The organism is Amphibacillus sediminis NBRC 103570 (assembly GCF_001552275.1).
GTDB lineage: Bacteria > Bacillota > Bacilli > Bacillales > Amphibacillaceae > Amphibacillus_B > Amphibacillus_B sediminis.
The window spans coordinates 63,474-76,576 of record NZ_BCQW01000003.1; the positions used below are offsets into that span (position 1 = coordinate 63,474).

Here is a 13,103-nt window from a genome sequence, read left to right on the forward strand (position 1 = left end):
AACTTGACTTCAAATTAAAGAGTCTCCTGTTCTTATTTTATAAATTCTAATGTTTCTGTAAGGGTAGGTAATGATTCAACAGCACCATGTTTAAGTGTCGTTAATGCAGCATAACCACTGCAAAATGCAAGTAGTTTATCCATTTCTTTTACACTAATCTGTTCCAAATCATTTTTATTTACTTTTTCATTTGATAATTGAAATAGTAATGCAGCCACAAACGCATCGCCAGCTCCAGTCGTGTCAAGCGCTTTTACTTTATACCCGGGGTGCTCACACTTTAGCAAAGCTTGATTAAGTATACAAGCCCCCTTCTTCCCTTTTGTATAGACAACCCATTTAACATTCCCTTTGAATAAGCTTCTTAACGCTTCTTCTTCATTATCTATTCCAGTAATAAATGCTAGCTCCTCATCAGAAACCTTCACAATATGTGCTAGCGGAATGAATGCTTGAATGGCTTTCTTACATGCCTCTTCGCTATCCCAAAGTGGCAAACGTACATTAGGATCAAAACTAACTAAGGCATCATGCCCTAGTGCATAGTTTATGATTTGCTCATGTGCACCCTTTATTGGCGCATCAATTAAACTGACTGAGCAAAAATGCAAGATATCGTTTTCGCCTATCCGCATTTTAGCAACCTCATCAGCAGTTAGCAGCATATCTGCACTTGGCTTACGATAAAATGAAAATTCCCGCTCTCCATCTGCCTGCAAAGAAACAAAAGCCAAACCAGTGTTAGCTTGATCGGTTCTCAATGTCCAGGTTGTCTCTACATTATGATTCTCTAATTGCTCTAAAATATGATCGCCAAAAGCATCTATACCTAATTTGGAGATAAAACTACTTTGACCTCCAAGCTTTGCTACAGCCACAGCCACATTCGCTGGAGCTCCACCCATTACTCTTTTAAAAGCCGTGACTTCCTTAAGGCTACAATTTGTTTGGTTAGGTATAAAGTCAATCAGCGCTTCTCCTATGGTATAAACCTTTCTATTCATATCATTGCTCCCCTGACTATTATGATTTTAAGAGTGAGGGGATTTCGCCCTCACCCTTATTTTAGCAGATTTATCCACTTAATTAATTTCACTTTCAATTGTTTTGCTTTGTATCCGGACAAGGACAAACCCAACGACAAAAGCAATGACAATAACAATTAGGTATTGCATTAATGCACCCAAACTACTTGTATAAAGCAACAGCCCAGGAATAAATGTGATCCCCATACCAGTTGCCGCTAAGCTAAAGATATAGGTAACAAGTCCTCCAACTGCTCCACCTACCATACCTGATCCAAAAATACGGAAGTGGCGTAAATTCACACCAAATAATAGTGGTTCAGTAATACCAAATAATGTCGATGCTGAGGACGATAATGCATTGGCTCGCTTAATCTTATCCTTCATCATCAATGAAGCCGCAATCGCTGCGCCAAATTGTCCTGCCATACTTGCAGTAATTAGCGTCTGGAGGACATTTGTTCCGCCTGTATTTAATAGACTAATTTCAACAATCTGTAATGAATGATGTAGGCCTGTAATCGTAAGCAGCTGTTGGAACATAGCGAAAATAATGTAACCGATTCCTAAAGGCGCTTCCAAACCGTAAACGATAGCATTAATGACACCAGATTCTATTCCATGAAGGATTGGTCCTAAAACGAGTAACATCACAGCTATTGTTATCGTAATCGTTAAAAATGGTGTAAAGACAAGATCCATAATTTGTGGTATTACTTTACGCAAGCTTTTCTCTAGCTTCGCAACCATTAATCCCGCTACAATTGCCGGAATAACGGAGCCTTGATAACCAATTATCGGTATACCAAAGAGATATAATGGGTCAGCTGCTCCCTCAGCTACAGCCCAAGCATTTGGTAATTGAGGCGCAACCATCATTAACCCGACAACAATACCTACTATCGGGGTACCACCGAATTTTTTCGTTGCACTAAACACGATTAAGACCGGTAAAAACGCAAACGCTGTATCCGTTAACATTTGAAAAACAGTTAAAACTTCCTCTGATAGGTTTAAGCCTAGTTCTAGCAAGAGGCCTCTAATTCCCATAAGCAAACCGGTTGTAACAAGTGCTGGGATCAATGGCACTAAAATATCGGCTAGTGTACGTACAACCTTTTGTACTGGGCTTAAGTTTTGATAAACATCATCTTTAAAATTACCGGTTGATTCTTGATCCTTCTCCCCCATTTCTGCTTTTAAAGCACTGTATACCTCATTAACCCTACCAGTTCCAAAAATAAATTGATGCTGACCGGTATTAAAGAAATAGCCTTTAGAATCCGGGATGCTCTCTGTTTCTTCTTTATTTAACAAACTATCATCACGTAAAATAAGTCGTAATCGTGTCGCGCAATGCTCATAATTCTTAATATTTTCCTTTCCACCAACGACTTCTAATATTTTCTTGACTGTCTTTTCATTTGCCATGATCGATCCTCCTATTTATATACTTTATAATTATCCTTCCCTAATATGAAATCGATTTCATATTTACATAAAGAAAAAGTAAATACTCTTTCTTTATAAGCTTACCTTTTCTTTAAGCTGTTCCGAATAACCAAATCATAATCAATATAAATATCTTCTGCAACATATTTTTCTTCTTGATCCATTTGGTTAAACAATTGCTCAGCCGCGATTTGTCCACTAGTTTTGAAATTATAATGAACCGTTGTAAGCGGTGGTGACAAATACTGTGCTAGTTTAATATCACCAATTCCAGTCACAGATACATCTTCTGGAATCCGATAGCCACAATCTCGAATCGCTTGAATAGCCCCAATTGCTAAATGGTCTGTAACAGCCATTACAGCTGTTGGCAGCCTCTTTTCTAGTATACGTGTCATCGCTTTATAACCTGATTCAATTGAAAAATCTTCAATAGCCACTAAATCTGGATTGTAGGGAAGTTGATGCCTTTCCAATCCATCTAAGTATGCTTGTTTTCTAATTTGTCCAACCTCGATATCCCTTTGATCAACACCGATAAAGGCTATTTCCTGATGACCAGAGTCCACAATGTAATTAAACAAATCGGTTACTGCATTATAGTTATTGTACAAAACGCAAGTAAATCCTTCCATCTTTTGACCGATTATCACTAGAGGTACCGTTAAACGTCTAGCCACCTCAATATGCTGATCTGTTACCTCAGTAGCAGACATAATAATTCCATCAACTAATTTGTTTGAAAGAAATTTAAGTGAATTAATCTCCTCCTCTATTTGTTGATTGGTGTTTGCTATTAATAATTGATAATTTCTTGTTTTGGTAACTTGAGTAATACCGTCAACAATTCTACTAGCTGTCTCAGTACTTATTTTAGGAACAATTACGCCAATAATCTTAGACTTTTGATTTTTCAACGATTTAGCAATTTCATTGGGTTGATAGCCAACCTCCTTAATGACAGCCTCAACAGCTTTACGCTTATCAGCCTTCACGTAACCATTATTATTCATCACTCTGGAAACAGTTGCTGGTGAAACACCAGCCAGCTTTGCAATATCTTTAATCTTCATACATTCTCACCTAACTAACCTATGCTTCAAATCTATCCAGCACAGTTTTCCTCTAACACCCTATCACTTAATAATAAGGTGGTTTACTTAATTGAAATCGATTTCAGTTTTATTATAACAAAGATAATTTCTCTGTCAACAGATTGAAAAAAATCCTTTATTATGTGACGTGAATTGAAAAACTTGCTTCGTCTAATTGGACTAGGAAGCTTGAAAGTCGAAGACACACCTCTACGGAATTGTGTGTTTAGAAGGCGCATTAAAACAGTGATTCAGAGCTTGATTACACGCGCTTCGAAGCTTATCTATCATTCACGGTGCCTTTATCTTAAATTCGGTCGACACAGTCTGTGGCCCCCAACCTTTAAACGAATCTACCTTGCTTTTTCATCCTAACAAGTTATTTTTTCAAATCATGCAAGGGCAGGAAGTGACGAGACTCTCAACGGGATTAGCTGAAGCCGTACCCGTACCAAGAAGGGAGAAAAGTAAGAGTCTATGATTACATTGATTCAAGATTTACACTTGAAGGTATGTTTGCAAAATTAGCTTTAACCATCCAAAAGAAAAGCAATTGGACCCAATCCAACACATAAAAAAACAAACATTTAAGCCGTTTGAACGCACTTAAATGTTTGTGAAAAAATTGAATAAAATTGTCGGCAAAAATTCTTACCCTTGTCATTTGACAAAGAGCCTAAATCTTTCTGCTCAAGTCTATGTGCCAAATGTTAGCAAAAAAGTTGCAAGTCAATCACAACCTGCCGTTGCTTGCTACTTGGTCAACGTAACAGTTCGGCATTTTAATTGTTTACCAGCCTCCTGATAAACGGACACACTCTCCATTTATATAGTTAGACTTGTTAGAAAGCAAGAAAGTTACTAAATTGGCTACATCATTTGTTGTGCCTAAACGATTAGCAGGTATCTCACGCATAATCGCTTCTCTTTCTACCTCTGACAACTGCTGATTCATTTTGGTCTGAATAAAACCTGGGCTTATCGCATTTATCCTAATCTGACTCGATGCTACCTCTTGAGCGAGGGCTTTTACAAAGGCAATTTGCGCCCCTTTAACTGAAGAATAGAGCACCTCTTGACTTGCCCCTCGTTCCCCCCATAGCGAGGCTATCACTACAATATTACCTGAACGCTGTTGGATCATATTCGGTAAACAAGCCTGGCTAATCTGCCAAGTTGCTTTAAGATGAGTGTAATATAGCTGATCGATTGTTTTTGAATCAAGCGCTTGAAATAAACCATAACAAGGCTGACCCTGTGCAAACACAAGGTCAGTCGGCATAAAGGTTAAATGATTGATCAGCTGATCAATGCCGGTTTGATTCGACAAGTCAGCTTGTAGCAGCTCCAACACTGATTCATCAGGAAGTATGCCGCATAGTTGATCAATTACGGTACGATTAGTATGATAGTGTAATGACAGAGAGTAGCCTTGCTCTGCTAATGATTGAGTGATGGCTTGACCAATTTCACCACTAGCTCCAATAATTAAAGCATGCTTTCTCATAGGATTACTCCTTGCCTGGCTTTATTTGAAAAACCGCTACATTGTCTGATTTAATCCAATTATTTAAGAATTGGTTTGCTTCCTCTCGCGTCAGTTCTTCCAATACCGGTAATAATTCAAAGAAATCAATATCAAGCATCTGATATTGGCTCACCTGATTAGCGATCTCAGAAGTACTATTCATATCGCGTAATAAACCACCAATCATTTTACGCTTCATTCTTTCAAAGTCCTGTTCAGCAATTTGATATGTTTTAAATGTATCCAATTGTTCCTTCACTTTATCAGCAAACCGATCCGGATCTGATGTATTGCCACCAATAATGGAAAAAGCAAATTGCTTTTGCCTTTCGGTTTCAAAGCCAATGCTACCATCAATCAGGTCAAGATCATATAATTCTTGATAGTAGGCACCTGATTTCGAGTAAAAGTAATCTAAAAGCATATCTGCTAACAATTCCTCTTTTAGAAAAGCCTTTCCATCAGGATTAGGGTTTTCCTTAATCCCAACCATGCACTTAGGTACTGCCACAGGCATGGTAATCATCGCCTGTTTATTAGCAACATGATCTGGTTCACTCGGATAATATCGCTCAAGTTCAGAAAGTGTATCAAAAGTTTTCTTACTTTGATTAGCCTTGATTAATTCCATTATTTCTTCAGGATTAAATTGACCAACAATGGTCAATACCATATTTGAAGGGTGGTAAAAGGTATGGTAACACGTGTATAAATCATCTTTTGTAATGGCTTGAATCGACTGAACGGTTCCAGCTATGTCAATATTGACGGGATGCTCCAGATACATGGCTTCGATCACCCCAAAAAAGGCGCGCCAATCCGGCTGGTCATTGTACATTTGAATTTCCTGTGCAATGATTCCCTTTTCCTTCTCAACAGATTGATCGGAAAAATAAGGGGATTGAACAAAATCCAATAAAATCTCGATATTTTTGGCAATATCAGATGTAGCTGAAAATAAATAAGCCGTTTTCGTAAATGAAGTAAAAGCATTAGCCGAAGCACCGTTTTTAGTAAAGTCTTGAAAGACATCACGATCCTCTTTTTCAAAAAGCTTATGCTCTAGAAAATGAGCAATACCATCTGGTACGGTTATCGGTTGATCGCCATTAATAGGAACGAAGGTTTGATCAATTGAGCCGTAATCTGTCGTAAAAACGCCATAGGTTTGGGTCATTTCCGGTTTGGGTACAAGGACAACCCGTAAACCATTTTCAAGTGTTTCACGATAGACGGTTTCATTTATTTGCTGATATTCTGTTTTATGCATGAGCTTGTCCCTCCTTAGCTGTTAGAAAATAAGTGGTATCTAGCTTAATTTTATTGGCCATCTTGACAACGGCTTGGTGATCGACACGATCAATAGCTTCAATAAATTCAGCAACCGTACGTTGGGTTTGTGCCACTCTTTGATTATATAGGACTTCAATCATGCCAAACGGATCATCTAGTGTCTCTTTATACTGGTTTATAATTAATTTTTTCGCTTCTGCTAGCTCTGCTTCGGTAAAATCCCCTGCTCTCATCGCATCCATTTGCTGCAAGATAATGGTTTTTGCTTGATCAAAATCTGCTGGAGCAATACCACTAAACACAAACAATAGGCCTTTGTGACTCTCAAAGCGTGAAGCAGCATAATAGGCAAGACTATTTTTCTCACGAACATTAATGAAAAGTTTAGAGCTAGGGAAACCGCCGAAAATGGCGTTAAATACTTGTAATGCTGGATAGTCTTGATCAGCGAATTTCGTATAGGTACGGTAACCAAAGTGTAGCTTCCCTTGCTGTACCTCCTGCTGTTCAACTATTTCTTTTTCTTGATCAATCGTCTTATCTGAAACAGCGATTGACTTAACAGGTTCCGTCGTATTGTCACGATCGAATTGTTGCCCGATTAAGGCTTCGATATCGATCGTTTCAAAATCACCTAACAGATAAAGCTCCATATCATCGGTTTGAATGCTTGATTGATAATAATTAAAAAGATCTTTGGCTGTTATTTCTGTCAAATCCTCCGGATAACCATGTACATGTAAATGATACGGTTCATCTTGACACATTTCATCAATCATCCGGATATTCGCGTAATGCATTTTATCATCAACAATAGCTGCAATTTTCTGTCTCAAAGTCTGCTTTTCGCGTTCAACAATTTTCGGATCAAAACTCCCATTCACAACCTTAGGATGAAAGAGAACCTCACGAAAAAAAGCTAAAGCCTCTGATAAGATGTTTTGAGTAGTTGTTAAATAAGCCTGATTAGCTACTGTCATTCGAGCTGTTAAAATATGCTCTTCACCTTTTTTGGTTCCGTCCATCGACATAACAGCACCGTATAATTGATCAAGTGCTTGGCGGAACGCATTCGCTGTCGGGTATCGTTCTGTTCCTTGTTGCAAAACAAAAGGTAGTAACGCACGTTTCGTCACATCCTGTCGATTTAATGGGGCCCGAAATTTAGCGGTTAAATGAACGGTTTTAAATTTTTTACTATTGACAATATGTAAGGTATAGCCCTTCTTTTCGATGGTGCGCTCTTGTATTTCTAGCATTAAAATCCTCCTCAATTAACTGTGCTTTCTAACTATCATACCCTTTTTTCCAATCACCACTATATTTTACACTAAAAAAATAGCGGTAACAATTACCAACACTTATCTCTGCTTTAGCTCGGTTAAGGAATTCAGGCAAAATGTCTTTAAGAATAGCTTTTCCTATTTTAAAAACCCCAATAAGGACAATAAGAGCCATTCGGTCTTACTGGAATTCCTTATTGGGGTTCAAAAACAACGCTTATGGATGATTAGCTTTTAACGACTACCTTTAATGTAAGGCTCGCCATTTGCCTTCGGTGCCTCTGCACGTCCAATAAAGCCAGCTAATGCCAAAATAGTGAGTACATAAGGTGCAATAACTAAATACACATTAGGTACATTCGCTAAAAATGGTAAATTTCGACCGGCTACACTTAGGGCTTGCGCAAAGCCAAAGAAGATCGCTGCGCCCATAGCTCCTAAAGGATGCCACTTACCAAAAATAACGGCGGCTAAAGCCATAAAACCCTGTCCAGAAATGGTACTACCACCAAAGCTTAGTGAAATAGTTAGCGCATAGGTCGCTCCACCTAACCCAGCTAATAGCCCGGACAAGATAACAGCAATATACCGTATTCTCGTTACACTAATTCCGTTTGTATCAGCTGCCATCGGGTGCTCCCCTACAGAACGTAGGCGTAAACCAAATGATGTCTTATAAATAACAAACCAAGACAATATCGCAAAAATAATAGCTATATAAGAGGTATAGTAGGATCCACTAAAAAACATCTCACCAATAATCGGAATATCAGATAAAATTGGTATAGAACGCGTATAAAATGGTTGAGTAATTGAATCGGTTTGTCCTTTACCGTACCAATCATGGATTAAAAAGATACCAAGTCCAACAGCCATCATATTAATGGCTACACCACTTACAACTTGATTGGCATGAAAGGTTACTGCAGCTACCGCGTGCATGATTGAAAATACACCAGCAACTATCGCGCCAACCAACAAGGCTAACCATGGCGTCAATGAACCAAATGTTTCCGCAAAGGTAAGGTTAAAAACAATGCTTGAAAAAGCCCCCATCACCATTAAACCTTCTAGACCGATGTTAACAACACCTGAACGCTCACTAAATACACCACCAAGTGCCGTGAAAATGAGTGGAGCAGAATAAAATAAGACCATTGGCATAATCGATTGTAATAACTCAATGAATTGCATCTTAACGCTCCCCCTTTTTAAATCGAAGTAATACCCAACGAATAATATAGCTAGACGCTACAAAGAAGATGATAACAGCGATCACAATATCGACAAGTTCTGTTGGTACACCAGCGAGCGGTGGCATACGTAATGCACCGACTTTAAGTGCCCCAAATAGGATGGCGGCTAGTACTGATCCAATTGCTGTATTTGCACCTAAAAGTGCAACCGCAATGCCATCAAAACCTAAGTTTGTATAAGAGGCGTGTGTGTACATATAACCAAATGTACCAAGCCCCTCCATGGCACCCGCTACCCCTGCAAATGCTCCTGCAATGATCATAGCCATCATGATATTTCGTTTTACACTCATCCCTGAGTAATGCGCAGCATGCTTGTTATAGCCAACAGCACGTAGCTCGTAGCCAATTGTTGTTTTTTCTAACAAAAACCACATAAATAAAGCAAGGATTAAGGCAATGATAAAACCCCAGTGTACTTGGGAATAGCCAAATAACTCTGTTAAACCATCTGATCGTAGTGACGCTGTTTCCTTGATACGCTCAGATGTATCACCATTCTCTGATAGTACATTACGAATCATATAATTGGTTACGTGAAGCGCAATATAATTCATCATAATGGTGACAATCACCTCATGGACACCACGTGTAGCTTTAAGTAGACCAGGAATAAAGCCCCAAAAGCCACCAGCTAAACTAGCTATGAGAATCGCTAGTGGTACATGAATGACAAGTGGAAGATCAAAGTTAATTCCTACCCAAACGGCAGCCACCCAACCAATAAAGACCTGACCTTCTGCACCAATATTAAAAAGTCCGCTCCGGAAGGCAAAGGCGATGGATAAACCAGTTAGAATCAGTGGTGTCGATTGACGAATGGTCTCACCAAGGAAGTACATATTTCCAAAGGCACCGTTCCATAGTGCAACATAACCTTCAATTGGGTTATAGCCAAAAGATAGCATGATAATTGCACCAACAATCAGTCCCATAACTACCGATATAACGGGAATGAGAATATTAAATAATCGACTGGAAAACATTTATACATCACCTGCTTTCGCTTTGTTACTGCCTGCCATAAGTAAGCCGAGTTCCTGTTCATTTGTTTCTTCTGGCTTAACTTCAGCAACAATCTTACCATCAAACATAACAGCAATTTTGTCACTGACATTCATGATTTCGTCTAATTCAAATGAAACGAGTAAAACTGCTCTTCCTTTATCACGCTCTTCAATCAGTCGTTTATGAATATTTTCAATTGCACCGACATCTAAACCACGCGTAGGCTGTACGGCAATTAATAGATCAGGTGAACGATCAACCTCTCGAGCAATAATAGCCTTTTGCTGATTTCCACCTGATAATGCTCGAGCCTTCGTTCGTGGACTAGGCGTTCTAACATCATATTCTTCTATCAGTTTTGAAGCATGCTGATAGATATTTTTAAACGATAAGATCTTATACTTGGAATATGGTTTTTGATAGTAGGTTTGCAGAACAATATTTTCACCAATAGGATAATCTAGCACCAAACCAAATTTGTGACGATCCTGCGGAATATGGGCGACACCAGATTCTGTTACTTTACGTGGTGATAAGTTGGTCAGTGGTTTGTTATTTAATAAAATTTCTCCACTCTCAACCTTACGTAGCCCCGTAATGGCCTCTATTAATTCTGACTGTCCATTACCGTCTACTCCAGCTATCCCTACAATTTCACCTGCACGAATATCGAGATTTAATCCTTTTACCATCGTTGCAGCTCTCGCATCTTTAACCTCGAGATTTTTGACCGATAACACGACAGCTTCAGGGTTAGCAGCTTGTTTATCTGTTTTAAAACTAATATCTCGTCCAACCATAAGTGAAGCTAGCTCGTCAACATTGGTTTCACTTACATTAACTGTGCCAATCCCTTCTCCTTTTCGAATCACTGTACAACGATCACAGACCTCCATAATCTCTTTTAACTTGTGGGTAATCAAGATAATGGAGATGCCTTCTTTTATTAGTGCCTTCATAATGTTGATTAATTCTTTAATTTCTTGTGGGGTTAAAACTGCTGTTGGCTCGTCCAAAATAATCACATCTGCCCCACGATATAATGTTTTTAAAATCTCTACACGCTGTTGCATTCCAACAGAAATATCCCGAATTTTAGCTTTTGGATCAACACGTAAACCATAGCGTTCAGATAATTCGGTAATCTCTGCTTCAGCTTTTTTTAAATCTACGATTGCCCCAGCTTTTGTTGGCTCACTACCTAGAATGATATTTTGGGCAACAGTAAAAGTTTCCACAAGCATAAAGTGTTGGTGAACCATTCCGATTCCAAGACGATTAGCAACATTAGGATCAGTAATTTTGACTGGTTTACCTTTAACACGAATTTCTCCTTTTTCGGGTTGGTACAGACCAAAAAGGACATTCATTAGAGTACTTTTACCTGCACCATTCTCTCCAAGAAGGGCGTGAATTTCGCCTTTTCTTAACTGTAAATTAATATTATTATTAGCAACAATACCAGGGAATTCCTTTCTGATATTCAACATTTCGACAACATAATTATCCAAAATGTTCACTCCTTATTCAGCTGATTGGCAAAATCGTTAAATGAAGAGGGGAGAGTTACAACCCTTCATTTAATGACTTTAGACTCTGAGACCATCTTGCTATTTAAAGGCCGCTTAAAAAAGCCACCAAACAATAAGCGACATCCCTCTTTGGTGTCTTGTTTTTTCCGACGTTCTAAATGCGTGACGAAGCACAAACAAACGCCTCAACTTACTAGATGGTAACTTTTAACTTGTTTCAGCAGGTGCCTCCGGCGGATGCCACAGATTTTTAGATAAAATCTAGCGCAAATACGTACGATTAATTAAACTTATTAGGGTTTGAGTCATGGGGCAAAAATTAATATAGTGTTGAATCTAAGGACGAAATAAATCGGCTTAATATAGAGCTAATCGGCATCTAAGCAAGCCTATTAGCATTAGCTAAAACAAATGAAGCCTTATAATATCGTTACTAAGCATTTCTTAAAAAGAAAAAGGCTAGAGATCTCTAGCCTTTTCGCATTAATTAAGAGATTCTAAATACTCTTCCAATTCGTCATCTGTTTGCGGTATAACGATTTCACCGTTAAGGATCTTTTGCTGCCATTCTTGAACAGCTGCAGCGATCTCATCTGTAAATGCTTCTGTATTTGTATCAGCTACTGCAATCGCATCATCCTCAAGACCAAAGACAATTTGTTCACCACCAGGGAAATTCCCAGCTAATTGCATAGCTGCAACTTCTTGAACGGCTACATCTACACGTTTAACCATTGACGTTAGTGTTACATTATGGTCTCCTTGTTGTCCTTCTTCATATTGATCACGGTCTACACCGATAACCCATACATTAGCATCTGGATCATTTTCGACTCTGTTTCTTGCTTCACTGAATACACCAAGTCCAACGCCACCTGCCGCATGGTAGATCACATCAATTCCGTTGCTGTACATGTTGTTCGCAATAGAACGACCCATAGCATCATCACTAAATGATTCAGCGTAATCAACACGAACCTCGATATTAGGATCTACAGCCTTAACGCCGGCATAGAAGCCTGTTTCAAAGCGTTTAATTAGTTCACTTTCGACTCCACCAATAAAGCCAACTTGATTGGTTTCAGTTTTAAGCGCCGCAGCTACCCCAACTAAGAATGAGCCTTGCTCTTCTGCAAATGTGATACTAGCCACATTGTCGCCTTCTGCTACCTCATCAATAATACCAAAGTTTGTTTCAGGGAAGTTACCAGCTACTTCCTCAATAGCGTCTTTTAATGCAAACCCTACCCCAAAGATTAAATCATAGTCCTGTTGAACTAATAAATTTAAGTTAGGTAAGAAATCAGCAGCATTATCTGATTGAGCATAGTCGTAGCCAGCGTTACGTTCTAAACCGTGCTCTGCACCAAACGCTTGAATTCCTTCCCATGCGGATTGATTAAATGAGCGATCATCAACACCGCCCTCATCTGTTACCATGGCTAATGAGAAATCAGCTTTATCTTCTGTATCATCCCCAGCACCTTCTGTTTGCTCTGTATCTGTGTCATTTGTATCTTGGTCATTATCGTCACCATTAGAAGTGCCGCATGCACCTAGAACCATAACAGCAGCTAGCAATAAAGCAAGAATAAGCATTAATCTGTTCTTCTTCACCTTTATACCCCCAAA

General features: G+C 38.9%; 10 protein-coding genes. All 10 read right to left on the reverse strand.

Going from position 1 to position 13,103, the window contains the following annotated elements; genetic code table 11:
• Nucleotides 1–32 precede the first annotated feature (32 nt).
• Complete coding sequence (locus tag ASE01S_RS03450) at nucleotides 33–1,004, reverse strand: carbohydrate kinase family protein (RefSeq protein WP_067838404.1); 972 nt, start codon at nucleotides 1,002–1,004, stop codon at nucleotides 33–35.
• Between the two features lie 78 nt (nucleotides 1,005–1,082).
• Entirely contained in the window at nucleotides 1,083–2,456 is a 1,374-nt protein-coding gene (locus ASE01S_RS03455) for a PTS transporter subunit EIIC (protein ID WP_067838408.1), read from the reverse strand.
• 101 nt (nucleotides 2,457–2,557) lie between these two features.
• Nucleotides 2,558–3,550, reverse strand: a complete 993-nt coding sequence (locus ASE01S_RS03460) for a LacI family DNA-binding transcriptional regulator (protein WP_067838411.1) — start codon at nucleotides 3,548–3,550, stop codon at nucleotides 2,558–2,560.
• A gap of 811 nt (nucleotides 3,551–4,361) precedes the next feature.
• Nucleotides 4,362–5,078, reverse strand: a complete 717-nt coding sequence (gene ymfI / locus ASE01S_RS03465; RefSeq protein WP_067838422.1) for an elongation factor P 5-aminopentanone reductase — start codon at nucleotides 5,076–5,078, stop codon at nucleotides 4,362–4,364.
• Nucleotides 5,079–5,082: 4 nt separating this feature from the next.
• A complete protein-coding gene (gene yfmH, locus ASE01S_RS03470) occupies nucleotides 5,083–6,369 on the reverse strand; it encodes an EF-P 5-aminopentanol modification-associated protein YfmH (RefSeq protein WP_067838424.1) in 1,287 nt (428 codons plus the stop codon).
• On the reverse strand, nucleotides 6,362–7,651 hold the full coding sequence (gene yfmF / locus ASE01S_RS03475; RefSeq protein ID WP_067838426.1) for an EF-P 5-aminopentanol modification-associated protein YfmF: 1,290 nt from the start codon (nucleotides 7,649–7,651) through the stop codon (nucleotides 6,362–6,364). The genes yfmH and yfmF overlap by 8 nt, the downstream gene beginning before the upstream one ends.
• A gap of 258 nt (nucleotides 7,652–7,909) precedes the next feature.
• Complete coding sequence (locus ASE01S_RS03480; RefSeq protein ID WP_067838435.1) at nucleotides 7,910–8,869, reverse strand: ABC transporter permease; 960 nt, start codon at nucleotides 8,867–8,869, stop codon at nucleotides 7,910–7,912.
• Between the two features lies 1 nt (nucleotide 8,870).
• Nucleotides 8,871–9,917, reverse strand: coding sequence for an ABC transporter permease (locus ASE01S_RS03485; RefSeq protein ID WP_067838440.1), 1,047 nt, complete (start codon nucleotides 9,915–9,917; stop codon nucleotides 8,871–8,873).
• Nucleotides 9,918–11,429 carry an ABC transporter ATP-binding protein gene (locus tag ASE01S_RS03490; RefSeq protein ID WP_067838885.1) on the reverse strand — a complete coding sequence of 504 codons (1,512 nt, stop codon included), beginning with the start codon at nucleotides 11,427–11,429 and terminating at the stop codon, nucleotides 9,918–9,920.
• A gap of 525 nt (nucleotides 11,430–11,954) precedes the next feature.
• Complete coding sequence (locus tag ASE01S_RS03495) at nucleotides 11,955–13,070, reverse strand: BMP family lipoprotein (RefSeq protein WP_067838888.1); 1,116 nt, start codon at nucleotides 13,068–13,070, stop codon at nucleotides 11,955–11,957.
• Nucleotides 13,071–13,103 lie beyond the last annotated feature (33 nt).

Coding starts and splice junctions, on each gene's coding strand:
- ASE01S_RS03490 (WP_067838885.1), bottom strand. CDS start 11,429: ATGTTGAATATCAGAAAGGAATTCCCTGGTATTGTTGCTAATAATAAT.
- yfmH (WP_067838424.1), bottom strand. CDS start 6,369: ATGCATAAAACAGAATATCAGCAAATAAATGAAACCGTCTATCGTGAA.
- ASE01S_RS03495 (WP_067838888.1), bottom strand. CDS start 13,070: ATGCTTATTCTTGCTTTATTGCTAGCTGCTGTTATGGTTCTAGGTGCA.
- ASE01S_RS03485 (WP_067838440.1), bottom strand. CDS start 9,917: ATGTTTTCCAGTCGATTATTTAATATTCTCATTCCCGTTATATCGGTA.
- yfmF (WP_067838426.1), bottom strand. CDS start 7,651: ATGCTAGAAATACAAGAGCGCACCATCGAAAAGAAGGGCTATACCTTA.
- ASE01S_RS03480 (WP_067838435.1), bottom strand. CDS start 8,869: ATGCAATTCATTGAGTTATTACAATCGATTATGCCAATGGTCTTATTT.
- ASE01S_RS03450 (WP_067838404.1), bottom strand. CDS start 1,004: ATGAATAGAAAGGTTTATACCATAGGAGAAGCGCTGATTGACTTTATA.
- ASE01S_RS03460 (WP_067838411.1), bottom strand. CDS start 3,550: ATGAAGATTAAAGATATTGCAAAGCTGGCTGGTGTTTCACCAGCAACT.
- ASE01S_RS03455 (WP_067838408.1), bottom strand. CDS start 2,456: ATGGCAAATGAAAAGACAGTCAAGAAAATATTAGAAGTCGTTGGTGGA.
- ymfI (WP_067838422.1), bottom strand. CDS start 5,078: ATGAGAAAGCATGCTTTAATTATTGGAGCTAGTGGTGAAATTGGTCAA.